Origin of the sequence: Sphingomonas quercus (genome assembly GCF_018863195.1) — a bacterium.
GTDB lineage: Bacteria > Pseudomonadota > Alphaproteobacteria > Sphingomonadales > Sphingomonadaceae > Solisphingomonas > Solisphingomonas quercus.
The window spans coordinates 201,137-226,855 of the sequence record NZ_JAHKRT010000002.1 but is presented as its reverse complement, the minus strand read 5'-3'; the positions used below and the strand labels follow the sequence as shown (position 1 = coordinate 226,855).

General features: G+C 68.9%; 19 protein-coding genes. 9 read left to right on the top strand and 10 right to left on the bottom strand.

What is annotated here, in order from left to right:
- Positions 1-61 precede the first annotated feature (61 nt).
- Together KOF26_RS04235 and KOF26_RS04230 are read left to right on the top strand one after the other, a co-directional pair.
- Positions 62-1,081, top strand: coding sequence for a GGDEF domain-containing protein (locus KOF26_RS04235; RefSeq protein ID WP_216320617.1), 1,020 nt, complete (start codon positions 62-64; stop codon positions 1,079-1,081).
- Complete coding sequence (locus KOF26_RS04230) at positions 1,078-1,608, top strand: GAF domain-containing protein (RefSeq protein ID WP_216320615.1); 531 nt, start codon at positions 1,078-1,080, stop codon at positions 1,606-1,608. Before KOF26_RS04235 ends, KOF26_RS04230 begins: the two co-directional genes overlap by 4 nt.
- A gap of 31 nt (positions 1,609-1,639) precedes the next feature.
- On the opposite strand, the gene nhaA is transcribed toward KOF26_RS04230, so the two are convergent.
- Genes nhaA through KOF26_RS04215 form a run of 3 tightly spaced genes read right to left on the bottom strand, consistent with a single transcriptional unit; the run spans position 1,640 to position 3,872 of the window.
- A complete protein-coding gene (gene nhaA / locus KOF26_RS04225) occupies positions 1,640-2,788 on the bottom strand; it encodes a Na+/H+ antiporter NhaA (protein WP_216320613.1) in 1,149 nt (382 codons plus the stop codon).
- A gap of 32 nt (positions 2,789-2,820) precedes the next feature.
- Positions 2,821-3,363, bottom strand: a complete 543-nt coding sequence (locus tag KOF26_RS04220; RefSeq protein WP_253201088.1) for a YceD family protein — start codon at positions 3,361-3,363, stop codon at positions 2,821-2,823.
- Positions 3,360-3,872: a ubiquinol-cytochrome C chaperone family protein gene (locus tag KOF26_RS04215; protein ID WP_253201087.1), complete on the bottom strand. Its 513-nt coding sequence runs from the start codon at positions 3,870-3,872 to the stop codon at positions 3,360-3,362. The genes KOF26_RS04220 and KOF26_RS04215 overlap by 4 nt, the downstream gene beginning before the upstream one ends.
- 96 nt (positions 3,873-3,968) lie before the next feature.
- Between KOF26_RS04215 and KOF26_RS04210 the strand changes: the two genes are divergently transcribed.
- Positions 3,969-4,454 (top strand): outer membrane protein assembly factor BamE, encoded by a 486-nt coding sequence (locus KOF26_RS04210; RefSeq protein WP_216320600.1) that lies wholly within the window; start codon positions 3,969-3,971, stop codon positions 4,452-4,454.
- Positions 4,455-4,531: 77 nt separating this feature from the next.
- Here KOF26_RS04210 and KOF26_RS04205 read toward each other — a convergent pair whose 3' ends face one another.
- Entirely contained in the window at positions 4,532-6,808 is a 2,277-nt protein-coding gene (locus tag KOF26_RS04205) for an NADP-dependent malic enzyme (RefSeq protein ID WP_216320598.1), read from the bottom strand.
- A 138-nt stretch (positions 6,809-6,946) separates the two neighbouring features.
- On the opposite strand from KOF26_RS04205, the gene mutS reads away from it, so the two are divergent.
- Entirely contained in the window at positions 6,947-9,517 is a 2,571-nt protein-coding gene (mutS, locus tag KOF26_RS04200) for a DNA mismatch repair protein MutS (protein WP_216321686.1), read from the top strand.
- On the opposite strand, the gene KOF26_RS04195 is transcribed toward mutS, so the two are convergent.
- Complete coding sequence (locus KOF26_RS04195; RefSeq protein ID WP_216320595.1) at positions 9,514-11,937, bottom strand: TonB-dependent receptor; 2,424 nt, start codon at positions 11,935-11,937, stop codon at positions 9,514-9,516. The two genes, mutS and KOF26_RS04195, sit on opposite strands and share 4 nt — an antisense overlap.
- 152 nt (positions 11,938-12,089) lie before the next feature.
- Here KOF26_RS04195 and KOF26_RS04190 point away from each other — a divergent pair, with 152 nt between their 5' ends.
- Positions 12,090-14,846: a [protein-PII] uridylyltransferase gene (locus KOF26_RS04190; protein ID WP_216320592.1), complete on the top strand. Its 2,757-nt coding sequence runs from the start codon at positions 12,090-12,092 to the stop codon at positions 14,844-14,846.
- A gap of 30 nt (positions 14,847-14,876) precedes the next feature.
- Here KOF26_RS04190 and KOF26_RS04185 read toward each other — a convergent pair whose 3' ends face one another.
- Complete coding sequence (locus KOF26_RS04185) at positions 14,877-17,687, bottom strand: TonB-dependent receptor (protein WP_216320589.1); 2,811 nt, start codon at positions 17,685-17,687, stop codon at positions 14,877-14,879.
- 258 nt (positions 17,688-17,945) lie between these two features.
- Between KOF26_RS04185 and KOF26_RS04180 the strand changes: the two genes are divergently transcribed.
- Positions 17,946-18,722 (top strand): CsgG/HfaB family protein, encoded by a 777-nt coding sequence (locus KOF26_RS04180; protein WP_253201085.1) that lies wholly within the window; start codon positions 17,946-17,948, stop codon positions 18,720-18,722.
- 80 nt (positions 18,723-18,802) lie between these two features.
- On the opposite strand, the gene infC is transcribed toward KOF26_RS04180, so the two are convergent.
- Both infC and KOF26_RS04170 read right to left on the bottom strand, forming a co-directional pair.
- Positions 18,803-19,345, bottom strand: coding sequence for a translation initiation factor IF-3 (gene infC / locus KOF26_RS04175; protein WP_435876837.1), 543 nt, complete (start codon positions 19,343-19,345; stop codon positions 18,803-18,805).
- Positions 19,346-19,423: 78 nt separating this feature from the next.
- A complete protein-coding gene (locus KOF26_RS04170; protein ID WP_216320586.1) occupies positions 19,424-20,122 on the bottom strand; it encodes a dienelactone hydrolase family protein in 699 nt (232 codons plus the stop codon).
- An 82-nt stretch (positions 20,123-20,204) separates the two neighbouring features.
- Between KOF26_RS04170 and gpmA the strand changes: the two genes are divergently transcribed.
- The 3 genes from gpmA to KOF26_RS04155 are packed head-to-tail and all read left to right on the top strand — an operon-like array spanning position 20,205 to position 22,451.
- Positions 20,205-20,900, top strand: coding sequence for a 2,3-diphosphoglycerate-dependent phosphoglycerate mutase (gene gpmA / locus KOF26_RS04165; RefSeq protein WP_216320583.1), 696 nt, complete (start codon positions 20,205-20,207; stop codon positions 20,898-20,900).
- 41 nt (positions 20,901-20,941) lie between these two features.
- On the top strand, positions 20,942-21,397 hold the full coding sequence (gene purE / locus KOF26_RS04160; RefSeq protein ID WP_216321677.1) for a 5-(carboxyamino)imidazole ribonucleotide mutase: 456 nt from the start codon (positions 20,942-20,944) through the stop codon (positions 21,395-21,397).
- A complete protein-coding gene (locus tag KOF26_RS04155) occupies positions 21,348-22,451 on the top strand; it encodes a 5-(carboxyamino)imidazole ribonucleotide synthase (RefSeq protein WP_216320580.1) in 1,104 nt (367 codons plus the stop codon). Before purE ends, KOF26_RS04155 begins: the two co-directional genes overlap by 50 nt.
- 37 nt (positions 22,452-22,488) lie before the next feature.
- On the opposite strand, the gene KOF26_RS04150 is transcribed toward KOF26_RS04155, so the two are convergent.
- Together KOF26_RS04150 and KOF26_RS04145 are read right to left on the bottom strand one after the other, a co-directional pair.
- The gene (locus KOF26_RS04150) at positions 22,489-22,788 is read right to left on the bottom strand and encodes a hypothetical protein (protein WP_216320577.1); all 300 of its coding nucleotides are present in this window, start codon (positions 22,786-22,788) and stop codon (positions 22,489-22,491) included.
- A gap of 24 nt (positions 22,789-22,812) precedes the next feature.
- Entirely contained in the window at positions 22,813-25,644 is a 2,832-nt protein-coding gene (locus tag KOF26_RS04145; protein ID WP_216320574.1) for a M16 family metallopeptidase, read from the bottom strand.
- Positions 25,645-25,719 lie beyond the last annotated feature (75 nt).

The window sequence follows — 25,719 nt, the reverse complement described above, 5'->3', positions numbered from 1 at the left end:
AACTGGCCGTTAACTTTATCAGGTCATGAATAAGCCGACCTTGAGTGTCGGAGTTCGACCATTGGCGCCTGTCCCTCCCAATCCCGCGCCGGTGGTGCGTTATTTCGTTCGCCTCGTCGGCCTGATGACGGCGTTGTCGGGTCCGGCGGCGACCGCGATCACGCTTACCAGCTTTCTGGCGACGATCGCGCTCGATCTGTCGACGGGGCCGGTGATGAGCCTGACCTTGCCCTATACGCTGATCGTGTGCTTCGCCGCCTGGACGCTGGGCGAGCGGATCGGGGTGGTCACCGCGGTCGCCACCTCGCTGATCACCGTCACCGTCCATTATGTCCAGCTGCGCGCCAGCATGCCGCAACTCGGCGCGCTTGGCCCGGTGGCGGTGTTGAGCTGGCTGAACAGGCTGGGCACCGCCTGCCTGATGGTGCTGATCGTCAGCGGCCTGCGCTCGACCCTCGAGATGGAGCGCTGGCGCGCCGCCACCGACGCGCTCACCGGCGCGCTCAACAAGGGCGCGTTCGAACAGGCGATGGGCCGCGCCGTCGCCGCAGCCCAGCGCCGTGGCCACGCCCTGGTCCTCGCCTATATGGACCTGGACGGGTTCAAGGGCGTCAACGACAGCTATGGCCACTCCGCTGGCGACGAGGTGCTGCGCGCCTTCTCCGAAGCCGCCGCCGCCACGATCCGCCACACCGATCTCTTCGCCCGCATCGGTGGCGACGAATTCGTGGCGCTGCTCACCGTGCCGGATTGCGATGCCGGCGACGCCACCGCCGAGATGCTCCACGCCCGCCTGTCGCGCATCCTGTTCCAGACCGGCATGCCGGTGACGTGCAGCATGGGCGCGATCGTGCTCCACGGCTGTCAGGTCGGCCGCGAGGACGATCTCATCGCCCTGGCCGATACGCTGATGTACGAGGTCAAGCGCAGCGGCAAGAATGCGCTGCGCATCGGTCGCGGCGATCTCAGCGAAGCGGCGATGCGCGCCGCCATGCCGCCGCGCACCACCGACGATTTCCAGAAGCTGCTCGCCCAGATCGACCGCGCCGACCCCACCTACTTGACGAAGGCGGTGGCGTGACCTCGCTCCTCTCCTTCTATTCGCCGCCGACGCGGCCGACCGACGAAGCGCGCCGTCAGGCGGCCGTGGAGCATTCCGGCATCCTCGGCCGCGCCGACGAGCCGGCGCTGCAGGATATCGTGGCGCGCGCCGCCGCCCTGTTCGGCGTGACCACGGCGGCATTGTCGATCATCGACCGGCATCGCCAATGGTTCGCCGCGCGCATCGGCCTCGGCGTGTGCGAGACCAATCGCGCGATCTCCTTCTGCGGCCATGCGATCCTGACGCCGGAACGGGTGCTGATCGTCCCCGATGCCAGCCGGGATCGCCGCTTCGCCGGCAATCCGCTGGTCATCGGCGAATTCGGACTGCGCTTCTATGCCGGCGCGCCGCTGCGCACCGAAGCCGGCGACACGCTCGGCGCGCTGTGCGTGATCGGCACGCGGCCGCAAATGCCGACACCCGACCAGGTCGAGGCGCTGACCGCGCTCAGCCACGAGGCTGCCGGGATCATCGCCGCCCTCGCCCGGGAATGCCCGGCCACCTGAGCGCACGGAGGCGGGTGACGGCCAGCAGCCGCTAACGCGCGAACCGCAGCACGGCGTAGCCGCTCAGCGCGGAGAGCAGCGAGCCGGCGAGCACCCCGAGCTTCACCGCCGCCATGTGCGCCGGATCGGCGAAGGCGAGGCCGCCGATGAACAGGCTCATCGTGAAGCCGATGCCGCACAGGATCGCGACGCCGTGGACCTGGCGCCAGCGCGCGCCCCTCGGCGGCGGCGCCAGTCCCGTCGCCGCGGCGATCCACACCGCCGCGAGCACGCCGGCCTGCTTGCCGACGAACAGGCCGAGCGCGATGCCGAGGGTCAGCGGATCGGCGAGCGCCTGCCAGCCCATGCCGGCGAAGGACAGGCCGGCATTGGCAAAGCCGAACAGCGGCACGATGCCGAACCCGACCCACGGCGCCAGCCGGTGTTCGAGCCGGTGGAGAGGCGATAGCGCATCGTCAGGGCGCGCATGGCTGCGGCGGAGCGGCACCGCGAAGGCGGTGAGCACCCCGGCCACCGTCGCATGCACGCCTGACAGGTGGATCGCCACCCACAGCGCCGCGCCCAGCGCGAGATAGACGGACAGCGAGGCCACGCCGCGCCGGCCGAGCAGCAGCATCACCGCGAAGATCGCCGCCGCCGCCATCAGCGCGACGAGGTTCAGCCCGCCCGAATAGAATAGCGCGATGATCGCCACCGCGCCCATATCGTCGACGATCGCCACCGTCGTCAGGAACAGCTTGAGCGATGCCGGCACGCGCCTGCCGAGCAGCGCCAGCACGCCGACCGCGAAGGCGATGTCGGTCGCTGCCGGGATCGCCCAGCCGCGCGCCAGCCCGGGGACATGGCCGGCAAGGATCAGATAGACCATCGCCGGCGCCGCCATCCCGGCCAGCGCCGCAACCCCGGGCAGGACGCGATCCGGCCAGGTGGCGAGGTGGCCGTCCCGGAACTCCCGCTTGATCTCCAGCCCGACGAGCAGGAAGAACAAGGCCATCAGCGCGTCGTTGATCCAGTGCGCGACGGAAAGCGGCCCCAATTGCACATGCAGCAGCGCCGCATAGCCGGGGCCGAGCCGGCTGTTGGCGACGATCAGCGCCGCCGCCGCCGCCGCCATCAGCAGCACGCCGCCCGCCGCCTCGGTGGCGAGGAACGCGCGCAATGCGGAGAAGGGGCGAGCCATGCCGGCTTGCTACGCCATGCCGGCCACCCGCGCTACTCGCCGTCGCCCAGCTTGTCCTTCAGCGCCTTCAACGCCGCGAACGGCCCGGCCTCGCCCTCGTCCAGCACGCCCGCCTCGCGCAGCCGGTCGTCGGCGTCGGGCGCGCGCGGGAAGGGATCGAGCGCCAGGCTCAGCGTCTCGGCCACCGCCTCGCCAAGATCGATGGTGCCCCCGGAATAGGTGACGATGTCGAGGTCCGCCTCGGCCAGCTCCACCTCCTCGACGACATCGCCGGCCCCCGCCACGGTCGTCGGCTCGAAGCGCAGTGCGAACGGCTCGTCCAGCGTCGCGGGCAGCGGATCGCCCGTCGCCACGCAGGATTGGGTGACCGCCGCCGCCAGTCGTCCCTCGACGAACACCCGCTCGCCCTCCCGGCGGAGCGCGGCGGTCGCCTCCAGCCGCTCGATCGAGAGGAGGTGAAAGCGTTTGGCGAGCGCCGCGCGCTCGTCCGCCTCGGCGGCGATGGTCACCTCGCGCGCGCCTTCGCCCAGCGTGTCGAGGCGGATCGGGCGGGCGAATTCATTGGCCAGCATCATGACAGCCGTCCCTCCAGAAGCTGGCCGAGAGACAGCCCCGCCAGCCGGTCGGCGAGCGCCCGCATGCCGGCGGCGATAATCCCCGCCCCGATCGCCGGCGGCTGGCCGCGCCACAGATTGCGCACCAGCGCCCCCTCCAGGTCGCCGCCGGCGAGCCCGTCGCGATAGGCCGCGATCCGCCCGCCCAGCGCCGCCATCATCCGCCCGACATGCTTGCCGACCACGACGTCGCCGACGCCCTGCTGGCGAAGCTGCCCGTCCATATCGTCGACGAACAGCTCGGTCAGCCGGGCCGCCGGCTCGCGCCCGGCCTCGCCATCGGCCTCCATGCGGATCAACACCAGCGCCATCACCGCCGCGACCATGTCGAAGCGGCCGTCGAGCGTATCCGGTGCCCCGCCCTCGGCATACCAGAAGGGCCGCCGCGCCTCGGCCACCACCGCGGTATAGAGCGGGATATAGGGCTGGCGCGAGGTGCGGGCGTTGAACAGGCGGGACAGGATGGACAAGCGATGCTCCGGATATGCCGGCCGCCCTTGCCGCGACCGTTCACGCGGCATATTGAGCGACTGGGGCGCTGTTGCAATGGCGCTGGAGTGAGCGGAATGACGATGGTTGGACGTCGCCTGATCATGGCGACGGGTGTGGCGGCGCTGGCAGTGTCGCTCGGCGGATGCGGACAGTTCCGCGCGCATCAGGGCTTCGTGTTCGATCAGGTGCTGGCCGATTCGGTCAGCCCGGGTGTGGACAATAAGGATTCGGTGTCGAAGACGCTCGGCCGCCCAAGCTTTCAGGGCGAGTTCGACGATAATAGCTGGTATTATCTGTCCCGCGAGACGCGCCAGTTCGCGTTCCGCTCGCCGCGGCCGGTACAGCAGACGGTGCTCGCGGTGCGCTTCGACAAGGACGGCAACGTCTCGCGCGTCGACCGCACCGGGCTGGAGACGATCCGCAAGGTCTCGCCCTATGGCGACAAGACGCCCACGCTCGGCCGCAAGAGCAGCCTCCTGAACGACCTGTTCGGCAATATCGGCCGCGTCGGGGCCTCCGGCCAGGGCGCGCCGACAGCCGACAATCCCAACTCGAACTAGGAGCAGGCGCGGCCTCTCCCCTACCCCACCCCCGTCACCCTGAAACAAGTTCAGGGTGACGGGCGTCCCGCTCGTCGTCAGCTCGTCATGCCTGCCGCGCTCAGCACCGCCAGCGTCACCAGCTCGGACGCGGTCGAGGTCATCGACGCGATCTGCACCGGCTTCTCCATGTTGATCAGCATCGGCCCGATCACCGAATCGCCGCCCAGCTCCTTGAGCAGCTTGGCGGACAGGTTGGCCGATTGCAGGCCCGGCATCACCAGCACATTGGCCGGCCCCGACAGACGGCTGAACGGATAGAGCCCGGCCATCTTCGAGTTGAGCGCCACGTCCGGCGCCATCTCGCCCTCATATTCGAAGCTGACCCCGCGCGCGTCGAGGATCGCCACCGCGTCGCGGATATTGCCGAGCCAGTTGCCCGGCGGATTGCCGAAGGTGGAGTAGCTGAGGAAGGCGACGCGCGGCTCATGGCCCATGCGGCGCGCGACGTCGGCCGTCTGGATGGCGATATCGGCGAGCTGCTGGGCGTCCGGCCGCTCGATCACGGTGGTGTCGGCCATGAACACGGTATGGCTCTGGCCGACCAGCACATGGATGCCGAAGGGCGAGCGATCGGCGGCATGATCGATGACCAGCTCGACATCGTTCAGCGTCTGGCGGAAATGGCGGGTGACGCCGGTGATCATCACGTCCGCCTCGCCGAGCGCGAGCAGCAACGCGCCGAAGATGTGGCGATCCTGGTTGACCATCCGCTCGCAGTCGCGGCGCAGATATCCCTGGCGCTGAAGCCGCTCGTACAGATAATCGACCATGCGCGGCACCAGCGGCGAATGGCGGCTGTTGTGGACGGCGATCGTCTCGGGATTGTCGACGCCCAGCGCGCGCAGCTGCTCATGGACCTCGTCGCGGCCGACCAGCACCGGTATGCCATAGCCGCCGTCGCGGAACATCACCGCGGCGCGCTGCACCACCTCCTCCTCGCCCTCGGCGAAGATCACCCGCTTCGGGCTGGCGCGCGCGCCTTCATAGGCCAGCGTCAGCACCGAGGTGGTCGGGTTGAGCCGCGCCTTCAGCGCCTCGCGATAGGCGGCCATGTCGGGGATCGGGCGGCGGGCGACGCCGCTCTCCATCGCCGCCTGGGCGACGGCGGCGGGCACCACCTCCATCAGCCGCGGGTCGAACGGCGCCGGGATGATATAGTCGCGCCCGAAATGCGGCGCCGGGCCGCCATAGGCCACCGCCACCTCTTCCGGCACCGGCTCGCGCGCCAGCTCGGCGAGGGCGCGGGCGGCGGCGATCTTCATCTCGTCATTGATCGCGGTGGCACCGACATCGAGCGCACCGCGGAAGATGAACGGGAAGCCGAGCACATTGTTGACCTGGTTCGGATAATCCGAGCGGCCGGTGGCGATGATCGCGTCGGGTCGCACCGCCCTCGCGGCGGGCGGCGTGATCTCGGGATCGGGATTGGCCATGGCGAAGATGATCGGCTGGTCGGCCATGTGGCGGACATAGTCGGGCTTGAGCGCGTCCTTGGCGGACAGGCCGAGGAACACGTCCGCGCCCTCCAGCGCCTCGGCCAGCGTGCGGCGCTCGGTCCTGGCGGCATGGGCGGATTTCCACTGGTCCATGTCGTTGAGGCGGCCCTGGTAGATCACCCCGGCGCGATCGCACATGATCACCCGGTCGGAAGGCACGCCCATCGCCTTGATCAGGGCGGTGCAGGCGATGGCGGCGGCGCCGGCGCCGTTCACCACCACGTCGATGTCGCGCAGGTCGCGACCGGTGAGGTGGCAGGCGTTGATCAGGCCGGCGGCGGTGATGATCGCGGTGCCGTGCTGGTCGTCATGCATCACCGGAATGTTCATTCGCTCGCGCAGCGTCTGCTCGATGATGAAGCATTCCGGCGCCTTGATGTCCTCCAGGTTGATGCCGCCGAAGCTCGGCTCGAGCAGCGACACGGCGTCGATGAAGCGATCAACATCTTCGGTGTCGAGCTCGAGGTCGATGGCGTCGACATCGGCGAAGCGCTTGAACAGCACCGCCTTGCCTTCCATCACCGGCTTGGAGGCGAGGGCGCCGAGATTGCCGAGGCCGAGGATCGCCGTGCCGTTGGAGATGACGGCGACGAGATTGCCCTTGGCGGTATAATCATAGGCCGCGCCCGGATCCTCGGCGATGGCGCGCACCGGCACCGCGACCCCCGGCGAATAGGCGAGACTGAGGTCGCGCTGGGTAGCCATCGGCTTGGAGGCGACGATCTCGATCTTGCCCGGCCGCCCCGCGGAATGGAACAGCAGAGCCTCTCGATCGGAGAATTGCACCCTGCTCTGTCCGTCGCTCGTCATCGCCATTCCTTCACTGCCTGTTACCGCTCTCCTAAAGCGGCCGGCCGCCGAGGGAAAATGTATACAATAGGCCCGCTTTCCTTGGCCACGCGGCGCCCTTAGAAGCGCCTCATGACCGGAAGCGAGGACGGCGCGGCGACGCCGATGATGGCGCAATATCACGCGCTCAAGGCCGAGGCGCCGGATTGCCTGCTCTTCTACCGGATGGGCGATTTCTTCGAATTATTCTTTGAAGACGCCAGGATAGCCGCCGCCACCCTCGACATCGCGCTGACCGCGCGCGGCCATCACGGCGGCGAACTGGTGCCGATGTGCGGCGTGCCGGCCCACTCCGCCGAGGCCTATCTGGCGCGCCTGATCAAGGCCGGACACCGGGTGGCGATTGCAGACCAGGTGGAAACACCGGCCGAGGCGAAGAAGCGCGGCGGCTCGAAAGCGCTGGTCGGCCGTGCGATTATCCGCATCGTTACCGCCGGCACCCTCACCGAGGAAATGCTGCTGGAGGCGCGCGCCGCCAACTGGCTGGTGGCGATCGCCGAGGCCGGCGGCGAGCTGGGGCTGGCGGCCGCCGACATCTCAACCGGCCGTTTCGAGGTGCAGCCGGTGACGCGGCCGGCGCTGCCCGCCGAGCTTGCCCGCCTCAATCCTGCCGAGACGATCGTCGCCGAAGGCATGGACGGCCTCGTCGCGGATGCGATTCCGGCCGGCCGCTTCGACAGCGGACAGGCCGAACAGCGGCTGAAATCGCGCTTCGGGGTGGCGACGCTCGATGGCTTCGGCGCCTTCACGCGGGCCGAGCTTGCCGCGGCCGGCGGCCTGCTCGCCTATCTCGACCGCGCCGGCCGCGGCGCGCCGGTCCTCCTCCAGCCGCCGGTCAGGCGCGCAACCGCCGATCACATGATGATTGACGCCGCCACCCGCGAGAGCCTGGAAATGACCCAGGCGTCCGGCGGCGGGCGCAAGGGCAGCCTGCTCGATGCCGTCGACCGCACCGTCACCGGCGCCGGTGCGCGCCTGCTCGCCATGGATATCGGCGCGCCTCTCGTCGAACGGGCGGAGATCGAAGGGCGGCTCGACCTGGTCGGCTGGCTGGCCGAGGATGGCGGCCAGCGCGAGCGGCTGCGGGCGGCGCTCCGCGCCCTCCCCGATATCGGCCGCGCGCTCGGCCGGCTGGTCGCGAAGCGCGGCGGTCCGCGCGATCTCGGCCAGCTCCGCGACGGGCTCGACGCCGCCCGTACGCTGCACGAGGCGCTGACGCGCCTCGCCGAGGCGCCGGCCCTGCTCCGCCATCTCCTGCCCGCGCTCGCGGGCCATGGCGCGCTGGTCGAGGAATTGCGCCGCGCCCTCGTCCCCGCGCCGCCGATCGATGCCTCTCAAGGCGGCTATATCGCCGAGGGCTATGATGCCGCGCTGGACGAGCTGCGCGGCGTCGGCGGCGAGGGGCGCCGCGCCATTGCCGCGCTGGAAGCGCGCTATCGCGACACCACCGGCATCTCGGCACTCAAGATCCGCCACAACAATGTCCTCGGCTATCATGTCGAGGTGCCGGCGAGGTCCGCCGACAGGCTGATGACCGATCCCGGCTTCACCCATCGCCAGACCCTCGCCGGGGTCGTGCGCTTCAATGCGCCGGAGCTGCACGAGCAGGCCAGCCGGGTCACCTCGGCCGGCGCGCACGCGCTTGCCGCCGAGGCCGCCCATCTCGAGGAGCTGACCGCGCTCGCGCTCGCGCGTACCGCCGCGATCGTCGCCACCGCCGACGCGCTCGCCCGGCTGGATGTCGCCGCAGGCCTTGCCGAGCGCGCGTGCGAGGACGGCTGGTGTCGCCCGCATTTCGTCGATCACGCCTGTTTCGAGGTCGCCGGCGGCCGCCACCCGGTCGTCGAGCGCGCCGTGGCAGCGACGGGCGAGCGGTTCGTCGCCAATGATTGCGGCCTCTCAGAGGACCGGCGGCTGTGGCTCGTCACCGGCCCGAACATGGGCGGCAAATCCACCTTCCTCCGCCAGAACGCACTGATCGCGGTGCTTGCCCAGGCGGGCAGCTTCGTGCCGGCGTCGAGCTGCACGATGGGGCTGGTCGATCGCCTGTTCAGCCGGGTCGGCGCATCCGACAATCTCGCCCGCGGCCGCTCCACCTTCATGGTCGAGATGGTCGAGACCGCCGCCATCCTCGCCCAGGCAACCGAGCGGAGCTTCGTCATCCTCGACGAGGTCGGCCGCGGCACCTCGACCTATGACGGGCTGGCGATCGCCTGGGCCGTCGTCGAGGCGGTGCATGACCGCAATCGCTGCCGCTGCCTGTTCGCGACCCATTATCACGAGCTGACCCGGCTCGCCGAACGGCTCGACGCGCTGGCGCTCCACCATGTCCGCGCGCGTGAATGGAAGGGCGATCTCGTCCTGCTGCACGAACTGGCGCCCGGCCCTGCCGATCGCAGCTACGGCCTCGCCGTGGCGCGGCTGGCCGGCCTGCCGCCGGCTGTGCTCAGGCGCGCCGGCGCGGTGCTCGCCAAGCTGGAGGAGGGCAAGGCGAAGACCGGCGGCATCGCCGCGGGGCTCGACGAGCTGCCGCTGTTCGCCCACCTCGCCGCGGTCGAACCCGACAAGGCCGACCCGCTGCGCGCCGCGCTCGACGCTATCGACGTCGATGCCCTCTCCCCCCGCGAGGCGCTCGATGCGCTTTACCGGCTCAAGGCGGCGGCAGGGGACGGCTAGAAGCGCGCCTTGGCCGTTACCCCGTAGGTGCGCGGGTCGGCAGGCTGGCCGACGACGAGGCCGGTACTGCCCGACTGGGTCGCCAGCAGCTCGTAATAATTGCGATCGAAGGCGTTGCGCACCCAGCCGAAAATGTCCCACCCGCTCGCGGTGCGGAAGCCCGCCCGGACGTTGGCGAGCGCATAGCCGTCGATATCGGTGTAGATCGAGCGCGACGGATTGGACGAGAATTTCGAGCGATAGCTGCCGTCGAACGCGACATAGGCCTCGCCATCCTCGCCGAACAGCTTCGCCGGCAGATGATATTCCCCGCCATAGGAGAAGGACCATTTGGAGATGCCGGGCAGCCACTGGCCGGAAATGTCGCAATTGGCCGGGCTGAGCCCGCCGGGCACGCCCGGGGCGCCGGGCGTCTGGCCGGCGCCGGCGGTGGCGCCGCCGGCCAGCTCGGGCGGGCAGGGCGCGTCGGTGAACTTCACATATTCATGGTCGGTGAAGGCGCCGCTGGCATAGACGTTGAGGCGGCGCGTCGCCCGCGCCTGGAAATCCGCCTCGATGCCCCGCACCCTGACCTTGTTGGCATTGGCGAGATAGCCGCGCAGCACGCCCACCTGATTGTTGGTGACGTTCGCCTGATAGTCGCTGATCTCGGTCCAGAAGGCGGCGAGGTTCAGGGTCGCGCGGCGATCGAGGAACTGGGTCTTCAGGCCGATCTCGAAATGATTGACGTCCTCGGGCTTGACCGTCGCCGTGCTCAGGATGGGATTGTTGTTATTGTCCAGCGGCAGGCCGTTGAGGTTGATGCCACCCGATTTGAAGCTCTTCGCATAGGTCGCGTAGGCGTGGACGTCGTCGGATACGTCATAGGCGATGGTGAAGTCGCCCGACACGTTCCAGTCGCTGAACCGCGGATCATAGCATTGCGGGGCGAGCACGCCGCGCTGGTCGCTGTTGAGCCCGTTGTTGCTGGTGCAGCTCGCCACCACGCCGGAGCCGGTGATGACGGTGGCGACATAGGAGCCGCTCTTGCGATCGTAATTCACGCGCAGGCCCGGCTGGAGGCTGAGACGATCCGTCACCTTCCAGCTCAGCTGGCCGAAGGCGGCGAGGCTGGTGGTGCGCAGCCAGATGTCGTTTTCGGAGCGCAGCCCGTCCAGCACCGCGGGGTTGCCCGCGTTGGCGCTGGTCGGGTTGAGCAGCCAGCGGCTCGCCGCCGGGCCTTGTTGCTGGGTGCCGGTCGTGTGCTGGCGCTGGTGATAGGCGAACAGGCCGAACACATAGTCGAGCCGGTCGCCGGAAACCGCGTAGCGCAGCTCCTGCGAATATTGATTCTGCTTCGACGGGTTGGCCGAGATGGTGGTGATCGGCAGGCCGATAAAGTCGCGGTCGTTGGATGGGCCCCAGTTCCAGAAGCGCCACGCGCTGACCGAGGTCAGCGTGCCCGCCCCCAGCTGCCATTCGGCGCGCAGCGATACCCCGCCAATTTCCTGGAAGGCGTCGAGCGGGCTGTCGAGATCGGTCAGCCGGTCGAAGGCGTTGATGCTTGGCGGGGCATAGTTGAACGCCGCCGCCAGCGCCGCGAACTGCCGGTTGAGCGGCCTCTGGGTCGATCCGACGCGGGCGTAGATCTGGGCGCAGCACTCCGGATTCTGACGGTTGTAATCGGCCGACAGGGTGAGGTTGAGGGCGTCGGTCGCCTTCCACAGCAGCGAGCCGCGAAAGCCGCGGTTGTTCTGGGCGTTGACCCATTTGTCGCTGGTCACGTTGTAGATGGTGCCGCGCCGCTCGGTCGCCGAGGCAGCGAGGCGGATGGCGAGCTTGTCGTCGATCAGCGGGCCGGACACGGACGCCTTGGCCTGCACATAATCGAGGTTGCCGACGGTCAGCTCCGCGCGCCCTTCGAAGGTGAAGGTCGGCGCGCGGGTGGTGATGTTGATGGCGCCGGCGGTGGTGTTCTTGCCGTAGAGCGTGCCCTGCGGTCCGCGCAGCACCTCGACCTGCTCGACATCGAGGAAGTCGAACGTGGCAGCGGCGATGCGGCTGTTATAAACCTGATCGATATAGACGCCGACGCCCTGCTCGATGCCGTCATTGGTAAGGCCGAACGGCGCGCCAAGGCCGCGGATATTCGCGGCCGAGTTGCGCGGGTTGGTGGAATAGAAGGTCAGCGACGGCTGGATCTGCACCAGCTTGGCGACGTTGAACGTGCCGTTGGCATCAAGCGTGCGCGAATCGACCACGGAGACGGCGATCGGCACGTCCTGCACATTTTCGGCGCGGCGCCGCGCCGTCACCACCACTTCGCCATTGTCGGCGGCCCCGGCCGGGGCGGCGGCGCCATCCGCCTGCGCCAGGCCGGCCTGCGGGGCGACGATCGCCGCCAGCGCCACGCCGGCCGTGAAAAGCGTCCTGATGCCCATGCGAATCTCCCCCTTCGGCGTCTGAGCATCTCCTATTTCTCCAGTAGGGAAATCGTATAACTAGGAAATCTTGGGGCCGGGAAAGGCGCGCGTCGATCATGGTCGACAAGGCCCCCGTGACGAAGGGCGCCGCCTCGCCTATCTCTCGCTGCATGAGCGCTCGCTATGACATGCTGACCAACCGCCGCGCGATCATCGATCGCCGTCGCCTCGCCGACGCGCTGGAAGCGCTGGAGGGCGAGCGCGAGGTGCTGCGCCGCCAGGCGTGCGGCCTGCTCAAGGGCGCGCTGGACAGCGGCCGCGCGGAGATTGCCGCGCGACTGACGGAGCGGCCCGGCCGCGGCGCCGAGATCGCCGCCTCCTATGCCTTTCTCACCGATCAGCTGCTGCGTCTGGTCTTCGACTTCGCCACCACCCGCCTCTATCCGGCCAGCAACCCTACCGCCGCCGAGCGGCTCAGCCTCGTCGCCGTGGGCGGCTATGGCCGGGCGGAGATGGCGCTCCATTCCGACGTCGACATCGCCTTCCTGACCCCGTGGAAGCAGACGCCCTGGGCCGAGCAGGTCATCGAGAGCATGCTCTACCTGCTCTGGGATCTCGGCCTGAAGGTCGGCCATTCCAGTCGCTCAATGGACGACATGGTCCGCATGGCCAAGAGCGACCTCACCATCCGCACCGCCATGCTCGAAGGGCGCTATGTCTGGGGCGACACCGCCCTTTACGACGAGGCCTATGCCCGCTTCGAGCGCGAGGTGATGGCCGGCACCGCCCGCGCCTTCGTGGTCGAAAAGCTTGCCGAGCGCGACCAGCGGCACCAGCGCATGGGTGACAGCCGTTATGTCGTCGAGCCCAATCTGAAGGAGGGCAAGGGTGGCCTGCGTGACCTCCACACCCTGTTCTGGATCGGCAAATATGTGAACAAGGTGCGCGACGTGACGGAGCTGGTCGATGCCGGCCTGCTCACCCGCGCGGAGCTGCGCCAGTTCCAGAAGGCCGAGAATTTCCTGTGGGCGGTGCGCTGCCACCTGCACATCATCACCCGTCGCGCCGAGGAGCGGCTGACCTTCGACGTCCAGCCCGAGATCGCGGCGCGGATGCGCTATGCCGATCGCCCCGGCCGCGCCGCCGTCGAGCGTTTCATGCGCCATTATTTCCTGGTCGCGAAGCAGGTCGGCGATCTCACGGGGGTGTTCCTCGCGCATCTCGACGAGGAGTTCGGGGGCAAGGGCAAGCGCTTCGCACTGCCTATCCGCAGCCGCCGCAAGCCGAGCAATCTGAACGGGTTCATCGTCGATCGCGGGCGCCTGTCCGTACCGGACGAGGCGTTTTTCCATGGCGATCCGGTGCGGTTGGTCGAGCTGTTCGCGCTCGCCGATCGCCACGGCTATGAAATCCACCCGACCGCGATGCGCCTTGCCCAGCGCGACGCCAAGCTGATCGATCGCGCCCGCAACGACCCGCGCGCCAACGCGCTGTTCATGGACGTGCTCACCTCTCCGCGCGCGCCGGGCAAGATGCTGCGCCGGATGAACGAGGCCGACGTGTTCAGCCGCTTCGTGCCGGACTTCGGCCGCGTCGTCGCGCAGATGCAGTTCGACATGTACCACCATTACACGGTGGACGAGCATTCGATCCGGGCCATCGACCTGCTTTCGCGCATCGAGAAGGGGGAGATGGATTCAGATCATCCGCTCTCCGCGACATTGATGCGCCAGATCGTGTCGCGGCGGGCGCTCTATGTGGCGGTGCTGCTGCACGATATCGCCAAAGGCCGGGACGGCGATCATTCGGTGCTCGGCGGCGAGGTGGCGGAGCGGCTCTGCCCGCGCTTCGGCCTGACGCCGGCCGAGACCGAGACGGTGGCGTGGCTGGTGCGGCACCATCTGCTGATGTCGGCCACCGCCTTCAAGCGCGACCTCAGCGACTACAAGACGATCATCGACTTCACCGAGATCGTGCAGAGCCCGGAACGGCTGCGCCTGTTGCTGGTGCTGACGGTGGTCGATATCCGCGCCGTCGGCCCGGGCGTGTGGAACGGCTGGAAGCGCCAGCTGCTCACCGATCTCTACGAGCTGGCCGAGGAGGTGCTGCGCCTCGGCCACAAGCAGAATGGCCGGCGCGAGCGCGTCGCCGCCAAGCAGGCGGCGACCAGGGTGGCGCTCGGCTGGAGCGACGATCGCTTCGCCGCCCTCGTCAAGCGCCTGCCCGAATCCTACTGGGTGGCCGAGCCCGAGGAGGTGCTGATCGCCAATGCCCGGCAGATGGCGACCGCGGACGCCGAAGGCCGCCCGCTCGTCATCGAGACGCGGGTCGACACCGAACGCGCCGCGACCCTCGTCACCGTCTACGCCGCCGACCATCCCGGCATTTTCTACCGCATCGCCGGCGGCATCCATGTCGCCGGCGGCAACATCATCGACGCGCGCATCCACACCACCCGCGACGGCATGGCGCTCGACAATTTCCTCGTCCAGGATCCGCTCGGCGGCACCTTCACCGGGCCGGAACGGCTGAGCCGCCTCGCCCAGGCCATCGAGGACGCGCTCGCCAACCGCCACAAGCTTGCCGACCGGCTCGCCGCCCGGCCATTGCCGCGCACCCGCGCCGAGGCGTTCACCATCGAGCCCAATGTGTTGATCGATAACCGCGCGTCCAACCGCTACACGGTGATCGAGGTCAACGCGCGGGATCGGCCGGCGCTGCTCAACGCGCTGGCCCATGCCCTTTTCCAGTCGAAGGTGACGATCCACTCGGCCCATATCGCCACTTATGGCGAGCGCGCCGTCGACGTGTTCTACGTGACGGACCTGATCGGCGACAAGATCACCGCGCCCGCCCGCCTGCGCTCCCTTGAACGCCGCCTGCTCGACGTGGCCGGCGGCGTGCCGGCGGACAAGGCGGCGGCGTGATGTGAGGAGAGGGCCTTCCTCCTCGCCGCCTCAGAACAAGGTCCGCAGCGTCACCCCATAGGTCCGCGGCTCGCCGAGGAAGGCGCCGAACAGCTGCGTCGCCGTCGTCCCGAAGCGCTGGGTCTGTAAGGCGGAGCTGTTCGAGCCTTGCAGCGGCGCGTTGAACACCACCTGCCGCGTATCGGTGTCGAGCAGGTTCTGGCCCCAGAATTCGAGGCTCCAGCTGCGATCGTCCGGCCCGATCCCGAGCCGCGCATTGACGATCATCGCGCCCTGCTGCCTTTTCTCGTAGAACAGGTCGGAGCCGGTGTTGAATTCCGAGGTGTAGCGGAAATCCGCATAGACGAGGCCGCGCAGCCGCCCCCACAGCGGCGGCGTGAAGCTGCCCGAGCCGGTGACCACGTGCACCGGGGCATTGGACAAATGGCTCCCCGGCAGCAGGAAGGCCGGCGCCACCAGCGAATTGCCGTTGGCCGGCACGAAGAAGTCCGGCGTGCCGGCGAGGTCCTTGGCATAGCGGGTATCGGCATAGGTGTAGCCGAGGTTGAAGCGCAGGTCGCGCGCCGGCTGCAACATCGCCTCGATCTCGACGCCCTTCGAAACCACCCCGGCCTCGAGGTCCGAGCAGTTGGAATTGCCGGTGACGAGGTCCTGGTCGGTCAGCCCGAGGCCGGTCTTGCAGCCGCGAATGTCGGTGACGAGGAAGTTGGTGCCGTTGAAGGTGTTGAGCTGAAAGCTGCGAAACCGCTCATAAAAGGCGGCGACGTTGATGTCGAAGCGGCGCCCGTCATATTTCAGGCCGAGTTCGAAGGAATCGACCGTCTCCGGCTTGAACTTCAGCACGTCGAGATTGGTGGTCGAGGCCGCGGCGACATTGCCGCCATTGGCGCTGAGCGCGGCGGCGCTCAGCAAGGGGGCGCGATCGAGGTTGAAGCCGCCCGCCTTGTAGCCACGCGCGTAGCTCGCATAGCCGAGCAGCCGGTCGGTCGGCTTGTAGCTGAGCACCGCGGTGCCCGACCATTGCTTCTCGACATTGCGGGACGAGCCCGCGAACTGCGCGCCGCCGACCACGCAGGGAATGGCGGTCAATTGCGCGAGCTGGCCGGCAATGCCCGTCGCCAGCCCGGCGATCGCGGCATTGGCGCCGCCATTGCCGCCCGGATTGGCCCCCGCCGATGCCGCCAGGCCGCCCAGCCGGGTGATGTTGGCGAGATAGCCGGCGCAGGCACTGTTGCTGGCGAAATCGGCGTCCAGCCGCTTGCGGTCATGCGTGTAGCGCGCGCCCAGCGTCAGGGAGAGGCGGTCGGTGAGCTTGACGATATTATGGGTGAAGACGGCGATGTTGCGGTCGTCCTGCCGGTAACGATCGAGATAGCCGGTATCGGCGAACAGCAGGTTCTGCACCTGCCCGGCCACGGCATTGGCGACGATCGGACGCGCCGCCGCCGGCAGCCCGGCGAAGCGCGGGTCGCCAGCCAGCGTCTGCATCCCCGCCGCCTGAACGAAGCCCGACAGGTTGCGGAAGCCGAACGAGGGGAAGGCGGCGAGCTGCGGGCTCAACAGGCCGACGCGCCGCGAGGCGAAGCTGTCGAAATCCGCGCCGAAGCGGAGATTGTCGTTCAGCGCCAGCTTCTCCTCGGCGAAATAGCCGCCGACCAGCCAGTCCACCCGATCGCCGAATGCGGAGCCTTGCGCGCGCACTTCCTGGCTGAATGTGCGGAAGCGGGTGAAGCCCGATCCGTCGCCGGGGCGATAGAGGATGTCGAGATTGCCGAAATCGGCATCCTGGCCCTTCAGATAGTTGAAGTCGCGCCAGGCGCTGATCGAGGTGACCTTGACGTCGCCCAGCTCGACATTGGCCTCCGCGGACAGGCCCCAGTCGCGCACCCTGGCCGCGAAGCCGCGCCCCGGCGTCAGCGCCACGCGCCGCGCGAACGGATCACCCAATACCACGCCCTTGCCGTCGCCATTGCCCGGCACCGCGGAACTGGTGGCGCGAATCAGCGCGGCGATCGAGGAGGGCTGGCGGCTCAGCGTGCCGTCGGCATTGCGCACCACGTCGTTCGCCGGGAGATAGGGGCCGGCGCAGCATTCCTCCTTGCGGTTGGCGAAGTCACCGCTGAGGAGGATGGAGGCGCTGTCGGAAGGCTCCAGCAACAGCTTGCCGCGCACCAGATAGCGATCGCGATCATTGATGCGCCGGCCGGAAATGACGTCCTTCACGAAGCCGTCGCGCTTCACATAGACGCCGTCCAGCCGATAGGCGATCTTGCTCCCGATCGGGCCGGTGATTCCGCCGGCCAGCCGGTAGTAATCATAATTGCCGTAGCTCGCCTCGGCATAGCCCTGCTCGTCGAAGCTGGGGCGCGCGGTGACGATGTTGATCAGCCCCGCCGACGCATTGCGGCCGAACAGGGTGCCTTGCGGCCCGCGCAGCACCTCGATCCGCTCGATCGGCCCCAGTTCGGTGAGGCCCACCGCCGCGCGCGACCGATAGACGCCGTCGATGAAGGTCGCGACCGAGCTTTCCAGCCCGACATTGTCGCCGACCGTGCCGATGCCGCGGATGCGCGCGCCGCCGGCGCCCGCCTCGGACGCGCTCGACGAGACGAGCAGCGACGGCGTGATCTGGTTGAGTTGCCGGATATCGGTGGCGCCGCTGTTCTGCAGCGCCTCGCCGGTGACGGCGGAAACGGCCACCGGCACGTCGCTGAGCGGGCTCGCCCGGCGCGTCGCGGTGACGACGACGTCGCCATAGCCGTCCGGCCCGGCGGGCGGCGCCTGGGCCGGGAGCGGCGCTGCCGCCAGCGCCACGGACAGCACTCCCAACGACTTCCGCATCTTGTTTCCCCCTCGACGCCACAGGTCCACAGGCCCCTAGCTTACGTATACGTAAACGCAAATCCGGTTAACGCGGCGCCTTGGACACGGGAATCGGGCGCCACTTCGTCGCAAGGCGCGGCGGCCTCGTCGCGAAGGGGCGAACCTGTCGAGCGGGAGCCGAGGTTGGTCGCCGGGTGATTGTCGGCGGGGCAACGCCTCTTTAAGGGCGCCAATGCATTTTTGTGCAATTGCTCATTACGATTCGGGGGATTTTCGATGACCATCCGCACCGCCGCCAACGCCGGCCTGTTCGGCATGCTTTGCCTCGCCATGGCGACGCCGTCGCTGGCTGCCGACGAGTCCTCGGGCCGCAAGCTCCAGCAGAAGGGGCAGCAGGAAATTCCGATCTGCACCAAGAAGCTCGGCACGCTGATGATCGTCGAGCCCGAAACCAAATGGTGGACCCAGGTCGGGCTTGGCTCGCCGGAAGCGATCATCAAGCTGTTCGTCACCAAGTCCGGCTGCTTCGGCCTCGTCGATCGCGGCCGCGGCCTTGCCAGCCGCGCCGTCGAGCGCGCGCTCGCCGATTCCGGCGAGCTTCAGCAGAACAGCAATATCGGCAAGGGCCAGGTGAAGGCCGCCGATTACGCGATGGTGCCCGACATCATCACCGGCAACAACAATTCGGGCGGCACCAATATCGGCGCGGCGCTGGGCGGCTTCCTCGGCCGCGGCGTGCTCGGCGGCATCGCCGGCGGCCTCAACATCAAGAAGAAGGAAGCGAACGTCACCCTCGCCGTGGTCAACATGCGCACCACCGAGCAGGAGGCGCTGACCGAGGGCTATGCGCGCAAGACCGACATCGGCTTCGGTGGCGGCGCCGGCGGCTGGTTCGGCGGCGGGCTGGCGGCGGCCGGTGCCGGCAGCTACCAGAACACCGATCTCGGCCAGGTGGTCGTGCTCGCTTATCTCGACGCCTATACGAAGCTGGTCACCCAGCTCGGCGGCCTGCCGGCCAATGCCAGCGCGGCGGCGCCGGTGGCCAGCAAGTGACAGGATGGGGGGCGCGCGATCGCCCCCCCAACCGTCATGCGTGGGGCGGCGAGCCGGACAATCGGCCCGCCCCCCGCGCCTTATTTCGGCGCCAGCACCATCAGCATCTGGCGGCCTTCCATGCGTGGGAATTGCTCCACCTTGGCCACTTCCGCGGTGTCGGCCTGGACGCGCTGCAGCACCGCCATGCCCAGCTGGCCATGCGCCAGCTCGCGGCCGCGGAAGCGCAGCGTGCACTTGACCTTGTCGCCCTCCTCGATGAACTCGAAGATCTTCTTCATCTTCACGTCATAGTCGTGGTCGTCGATGTTGGGACGCATCTTGATCTCCTTGATCTCCTGCGTCTTCTGCGACTTCCGGGCGAGATTCGCCTTTTTCTGGTTCTCGTACTTGAACTTGCCGACATCCAGGAACTTGGCGACGGGCGGGTCGGCGTTGGGCGAAACCTCGACCAGATCCAGACCCACCTCGGCCGCCTGCTCCATCGCCTCGCGCGTGTACATCACACCCAGATTCTCGCCATTCTCGTCGATGACGCGAACCTTCGGCGACTGGATGAATTCGTTATAGCGCGGTCCATTCAGCGGCGTCGGTGTCGGGGCGAAACCGCGGCGGGGCATCATCGGGGGTATGGCAACGTCTCCTGAACAGTCAAAAACATCATCCCTTATTTAAGCGATCCGAGCCGCTTCGGAAAGGGATCAACCGAAAAGCTCGTCGAGGAAGTTCATCGCCGCCCTCCACGAGCGCGCCTCCGCCACCGGCGAGTACATGCCCTCGCGGTTCGGATTGGTGAAGGCATGGACGGTGTGGCCATAGGCGTGAAGCTGCCAGTCGACGCGCGCCGCGGTCATTTCCCGGGCAAAGGCCTCGACCTGATCGGGCGTCGCCAGCGGATCGTCCCAGCCGTGCAGCACCAGCAATCTGGCGGAAATCTCCCCATGGCCGGCCGGCGGCGGATCGAGCAGACCGTGGAAGGTGACGACGCCGGTCACCGGCTCGCCGGCCCGCGCCAGATCGAGGACGCACTTGCCGCCGAAGCAATAGCCGAACGCCGCCGTCCTCGCCGGATCGACATTGCCGCGCTGGCGCAGCGCGTCGAAGGCGGCGGCCATGCGCGCGGCGAGCAGCGGCCGGTCGGCGTTCAGCGCGTCCATCAGCGGCCGCGCCTCGTCCATCGTCGCGGGATGGCGGGCCTGCCCGTAGACGTCGGCGACCAGCGCGACATAGCCCCGCTCGGCGAGCCGCGCGGCAATGCCGCGTTCCAGATCGGTGACCCCCATGATCGTCGGCGCGATGAGAATACCCGGCCGCGGCTCGCGCCCGGCTGCGAAGGCGAGATGGCCCTCGAACGGGCCGCCAGGGCCCTCCCACACATGGGCACGCGCTTCGATCGTCATCCGCGATGCTCCTTACCCCGTGACGGCAGGCCCGGCCGCCGATAAGAGGCCGTTGCATTCCATCATTTTGACGGAGCCGTCTATGCCCCGCCTCGTCCTGATCCGCCACGGCCAGTCGGCCTGGAACCTCGAAAACCGCTTCACCGGCTGGTGGGACGTCAACCTCACCGATCTGGGCATCGAGGAAGCGATCGCGGCAGGCAGGCTGATGGCCGAGCGCGGCCTTGACTTCGACATCTGCTACACCAGCGTGCAGACCCGCGCGATCAAGACGCTGAACCTCGCCCTGGAGGCGATGGGCCGGCTGTGGCTGCCGGTGGTCAAGGACTGGCGGCTGAACGAGCGTCATTATGGCGGCCTCACCGGCCTCAACAAGGCCGAGACGGCGGCGAAGCATGGCGACGATCAGGTGAAGATCTGGCGCCGTTCCTTCGACACGCCGCCGCCGCCGCTCGAAGCCGGCAGCGACTGGGATCTGTCGCGCGATCGCCGCTATGCCGGCCTGCCGATCCCGGCGACGGAAAGCCTGAAGGACACCATCGCGCGCGTGCTGCCCTATTGGGAACAGGTGATCGCCCCCGATCTCCGGGCCGGCAAGCGCGTCGTCATCTCGGCCCACGGCAATTCGCTGCGCGCGCTGGTCAAGCATCTGTCCGGCATTTCCGACGAGGAAATCACCGGGCTGGAAATCCCCACCGGCCAGCCGATCGTCTACGAGCTGGACGATGATTTGCGCGCCACCGATCGCTATTATCTCTCCGAAAGGGCGCCCGCGTGACCGGGACGACGCCTCCAGTCGCGCCCCCGGTCGCGATCGTCATGGGCAGCCGATCCGACTGGGCGACGATGAGCCGCGCCGCCGAGACGCTGGAGGCGCTCGGCGTCGCCCATCTCGCCCAGGTCGTCTCGGCACATCGCACGCCGGAGCGGCTCTATGATTTCGCGCGCGGCGCGGCCGATCGCGGCTTCAAGGTGATCATCGCCGGGGCCGGCGGCGCTGCGCATCTGCCCGGCATGGTCGCGGCGATGACGCGGTTGCCGGTGCTCGGCGTGCCGGTCCAGTCGCGCACGCTTTCCGGGCTCGATAGCCTGCTGTCCATCGTCCAGATGCCGGCCGGCGTGCCGGTGGGCACGCTGGCGATCGGCGAGGCGGGCGCCGTCAACGCGGGGCTGATGGCCGCCTCGATCCTTGCCACCAACGACGCCGCGCTCGCCGGACGGCTCGATGCGTGGCGCAAGGCACAGACGGAGGCCGTCCCTGTCGACCCTGCCTGACGTGATCGCCCCCGGTGCCACGATCGGCATCGTCGGCGGCGGCCAGCTCGGCCGCATGCTGGCGGTGGCCGCCGCCCAGCTCGGCTATCGCTGCCACATCTATGCGCCCGAGGAGACCGGCCCGGCCTTCGATGTCGCCGCGCGGTGGACGCGGGGCGATTATGCGGATGCTGCGGCGCTGGCCGCGTTCGCCGCGACGGTCGACGTCGTCACCTATGAGTTCGAGAATCTGCCCGCCGATGCCCTCGCCGCGCTGGACGGCCTGCGCCCGTGCGCCGATGCGCTGGAAGTGGCGCAGGATCGGCTGGCGGAGAAGAGCTTCGTCAACGCGCTCGGCCTTGTCACCGCGCCGTGGCGCCCGGTCGACAGCCGCGCCGACCTCGACGCCGCCATCGCCGATCTCGGCGGCCCGGCGATCCTCAAGACGCGGCGCTTCGGCTATGACGGCAAGGGCCAGGCCCGGCTTGCCGGCGCCGGGGATGCGGCGGCGGCCTGGGCCGCGATCGGCGAGGCGCCCGCCATCCTCGAGGGCTTCGTCAGCTTCGAGGCGGAATATTCGATCATCCTGTGCCGCGGCCCAGGAGGCGAACTGGCATTCTGGGATGCCGTCACCAACGTCCATCAGGACGGCATTCTCGCCACCTCGACGGTGCCGCCCGCCGGCATCGTCGCGGCCCAGGCCCCCCATGCCCGCGCGATCGCCCGGGCGATCGCCGAGCGGCTCGATTATATCGGCGTGCTCGCCTGCGAATTCTTCGCCGGCGCCGATGGCCCGGTGTTCAACGAGATGGCGCCGCGCGTCCACAATAGCGGCCATTGGACGATCGAGGGCGCCATCACCTCGCAGTTCGAGAATCACATCCGCGCCATTTGCGGCCTGCCGCTGGGCGCGACCGGGCTGACGGCGCCGCGCGTGACGATGCGCAACCTGATCGGCGACGAGGCCGGCCAATGGCCAGCAATCCTCGCCGATCCGGAAGCCCGCCTCCACCTCTACGGCAAGGGCGAGGCGCGGCCCGGCCGCAAGATGGGGCACGTCACGAAGCGGGGCTGACCCCCCGTCTCCCCGACCCCGCCGGCGGCGCCCTTGGCTACGCCCGCGTTCCCGTGATGGGCCAGCTGCCGAACGCGCCCGCCGTCACCGTGCCGGTCAGCGTGTCTCCGGACACCGTCGCCTGGCCGTCGAGCGCCATCGGCATCGGCACTTTCAGCTGAAGCTTGAACGTGATCGAGTCGCCATCGACCGCGCCATCCTCCAGATCGAGCGAACCGAGCTGGCCGGAGGCCGTGCCGGTGAAGCTGTCGCCACTGGTCTGGATGGTGAGCGTTAGCTCTTGCGGGCCCATCGGGCTGGACACGGTGCAGTTCCACGCGCCGTCGATATTCGCCATGTCGATCTTCTCCTTTGACCGCGCCTATTTGGCGGGCATCGTCTCCACGGGCAAGCCGAGCCCGTCGAGCTGGGTGCGCACCTTGGCGGCGTCGCCGACGACGATCCACACCAGCTTCGCCGGATCGATCGTCGCCCGCGCCGCCGCGTCGAGGTGGGCCACGGTCTGCGCGCGATAGATGGCGGGCAGACGCGACTGGTAATCGTCCGGCCGGCCGTAGAGATCATTGGCGCGCATCGCCTCCAGCACCGCGCCGCCGGTCTCGAAGGTACCGGGCAGCTCGCGGATCTGGCCCTGGACGGTGCGATCGCGCTCCTCCGGCGTGACGCCGTTGGTGGTAAGGAAGCCGCGCGTATCGTCGAGGATCGCCTTGATCGAATCGCCGGTGCGGTCCGCCTGCACCGGCGCGGTGACGAGGAACGGCATCGCCTCGCCGAGCCGGCGGATGCGCGACGCGACACCATAGGCCCAGCCCTTGCTCTCCCGCAGGTCGCTGTTGAGCCGCGACAGGAAGCTGCCGCCGAGAATGTCGTTGGCGGATTGCAGGTCCTCCACCCCGGCGCCCCCCGCGGGCAGCGGCAACAGGCTGCCGGCGAGGATGTAGGATTGCGGCGAGCCCGGCCGGTCGATCAGGATGATGCGCGGGCGGGGCGGCGTCGGCGCCTTGAACGCCTTGGCCCCGGCAGCGCTGGCGGGCGGCCGCCAGTTGCCGAAGCTCTCCTCCAGCGCCGCCTTGATCTGCGCCAGCGGCAGGTCGCTGACCACGAAGAACCTGGCCTTGTCCGGCCGCAGCCACGCCTGATGGAAGGCGCGCAGCTCCGCCGGCGTCAGCCGCGCCACCACCGCCTTGTCGCCGGTGCCGGACAGCGGCACGCCATAGGGATGGTCAGGCCCGAACAGCACCGGGCCGATGGCGCGCGCCGCGATGCCGCCGGGATCGGACGCCTCGGCGTCGATGCGGGCGAGCTGGGCAGCGCGCAGCCGGTTGACCTCGGCCGGCGCGAACGCCGGGTTGCGCACGATGTCCGCGAACAGATCGAGCGATGGCTTGAGATTGGCCGACAGCGCCGAAAGGCCGATCGAGGTACGATCCATGCTCGGCGCCGCGCCGATATCCGCGCCCAGCCGCTCCTCCGCCTCGGCGATCTGCACCGAGTTGCGGGTCGTCGTGCCCTCGTCGAGGAGGGACAGCATCAGCGATTGCGTGCCGAGAGCGGCGTGCGGATCGGCGGCATTGCCGGCATCGAAGCCGAGCGAGATGCGCGTCAGCGGCACGGCATCGCGATGGGCGTAGACGATCTCGACCCCGTTGGAGAGCCGCGCGCGCTCGACCTTGGGGAAGACGAGGTCGGCGATCTCGCCCGGCACCGGCGCCTTGCGAGCCGGCTCGGCGGGATTTTGCGGGGCGGCGGGCCTCGCCTCGGACGCCGCCGCCGGCTTCGCGGCGGGTGCGGCCGCCCGCGCCTCGTCATAGGCGGAGCGGTCGCCGGGGCTTACCGTGATCGCCAGCACCGGGCGCGACAGCCATTTGCGCGTCGCCGCCGTCACGCTCGCCGGCGTCGCCGCGGCATAGAGGGCAAGCTGCTTCTTGTAGAAATCCGGATCGCCTGAATAGAGCTGCCCCTCGGCCAGCGTCACCGCCTTGCCGCCGAAGCCGCCGACCTGCTCCAGCCCGCCGAGCCGGGCGGCGACCATGCGGGTGGCAACGCGCTGCACCTCGTCGGCGGTCGGGCCTTTCGCGAGGAAGTCGGCGATGATCTGGTCGAGTCTTTTCGACACGATCTGCGGATCGACGCCGGGGCGCACGTCCACCACCACCGAATACAGGCCGACCCGCTCCAGCGGCGCCATGTCGGCAGAGACGGCGACGGCCAGCTTCTCGTCGCGCACCAGGATATTGTCGAGCCGCGAGCTCGCCAGCCCGCCGAGCACGGTGGCGCCGACATCCAGCGGCACGGCGTCGGCGTCGTTCAGCCCCGGCACCGCCCAGCTCCGGTAGAGTCGCGTGGTGGCGACGCGGTCCTGCATCGCCAGTTCCTTGCGCGCCGGCAGCGTCGGCACGCTGGCCGCGGCAGGCGCGACGTCCGGCCCCTTGGGAATGTCGCCGAAATAGCGCTCGACGAGCGGCCGGGCGGTGGCGACATCGATATCGCCGGCCAGCACCAGCACCGCGTTGTTCGGGCCGTAACGCTGCCGGAACCAGTTCTTCACCGTGTCGAGCGAGGCGGCGTCGAGGTCGGCCATCGAGCCGATCGTCGAATGATGATAGGGATGGCCGGCCGGGAACAACGCCTCGAGCTGGGCATAATCGACCAGCCCGAACGGCTCGTTATCCCCCTGCCGCTTCTCGTTCTGGACGACGCCGCGCTGGGCATCGAGCTTCTGCTGCGTCACCGCGCCGAGCAGATGGCCCATGCGGTCGCTTTCCAGGAACAGCGCCAGCGGCAGCACCGGCGTCGGCACCGTCTCGAAATAATTGGTGCGATCGAACGAGGTCGAGCCGTTGGGCTGGGTGGCGCCATAGGGCAGCAGCACATTGTCGAGGCCGCCGGCCGCGTTCTCGGATCCGCCGAACATCAGATGTTCGAACAGATGCGCGAATCCGGTCTCTCCCTTCGGCTCGTCCTTCGAGCCGACATGATACCAGACCGACACCGCGACGATCGGCGCCTTGCGGTCGGTGTGGACGATCACTTTCAGCCCGTTGGGCAGCGTGAAGCTGTCCCACGGGATGTCGACCTGCCTGAGCAAGGTCGCGACCGGGACGGGCGCGCCCGCGCCAATCGGGGCGGCGGGGACGACGACAGGCGCCGCGAGAAAGGCGAGCGCCAGCGCGGCGAAGGGCAAACGGACCATAAGCGGGCACGATAGACGCCTCGCCTGAACAGGCAATGGCCGGGTTGATCGGGCGGGCCGGGCGCGGCATGGGCG

What these genes read in the sequence shown, in the direction of transcription:
- mutS (WP_216321686.1), top strand. Translation starts at nt 6,947, where the DNA reads ATGATGGCGCAATATCACGCGCTCAAGGCCGAGGCGCCGGATTGCCTG.
- KOF26_RS04190 (WP_216320592.1), top strand. Translation starts at nt 12,090, where the DNA reads ATGAGCGCTCGCTATGACATGCTGACCAACCGCCGCGCGATCATCGAT.
- KOF26_RS04185 (WP_216320589.1), bottom strand. Translation starts at nt 17,687, where the DNA reads ATGCGGAAGTCGTTGGGAGTGCTGTCCGTGGCGCTGGCGGCAGCGCCG.
- nhaA (WP_216320613.1), bottom strand. Translation starts at nt 2,788, where the DNA reads ATGGCTCGCCCCTTCTCCGCATTGCGCGCGTTCCTCGCCACCGAGGCG.
- KOF26_RS04145 (WP_216320574.1), bottom strand. Translation starts at nt 25,644, where the DNA reads ATGGTCCGTTTGCCCTTCGCCGCGCTGGCGCTCGCCTTTCTCGCGGCG.
- gpmA (WP_216320583.1), top strand. Translation starts at nt 20,205, where the DNA reads ATGCCCCGCCTCGTCCTGATCCGCCACGGCCAGTCGGCCTGGAACCTC.
- KOF26_RS04170 (WP_216320586.1), bottom strand. Translation starts at nt 20,122, where the DNA reads ATGACGATCGAAGCGCGTGCCCATGTGTGGGAGGGCCCTGGCGGCCCG.
- KOF26_RS04220 (WP_253201088.1), bottom strand. Translation starts at nt 3,363, where the DNA reads ATGATGCTGGCCAATGAATTCGCCCGCCCGATCCGCCTCGACACGCTG.
- KOF26_RS04155 (WP_216320580.1), top strand. Translation starts at nt 21,348, where the DNA reads ATGCGTGGCGCAAGGCACAGACGGAGGCCGTCCCTGTCGACCCTGCCT.
- KOF26_RS04210 (WP_216320600.1), top strand. Translation starts at nt 3,969, where the DNA reads ATGACGATGGTTGGACGTCGCCTGATCATGGCGACGGGTGTGGCGGCG.
- infC (WP_435876837.1), bottom strand. Translation starts at nt 19,345, where the DNA reads ATGATGCCCCGCCGCGGTTTCGCCCCGACACCGACGCCGCTGAATGGA.
- KOF26_RS04150 (WP_216320577.1), bottom strand. Translation starts at nt 22,788, where the DNA reads ATGGCGAATATCGACGGCGCGTGGAACTGCACCGTGTCCAGCCCGATG.
- KOF26_RS04195 (WP_216320595.1), bottom strand. Translation starts at nt 11,937, where the DNA reads ATGGGCATCAGGACGCTTTTCACGGCCGGCGTGGCGCTGGCGGCGATC.
- KOF26_RS04180 (WP_253201085.1), top strand. Translation starts at nt 17,946, where the DNA reads ATGACCATCCGCACCGCCGCCAACGCCGGCCTGTTCGGCATGCTTTGC.
- purE (WP_216321677.1), top strand. Translation starts at nt 20,942, where the DNA reads ATGGGCAGCCGATCCGACTGGGCGACGATGAGCCGCGCCGCCGAGACG.
- KOF26_RS04205 (WP_216320598.1), bottom strand. Translation starts at nt 6,808, where the DNA reads ATGGCGATGACGAGCGACGGACAGAGCAGGGTGCAATTCTCCGATCGA.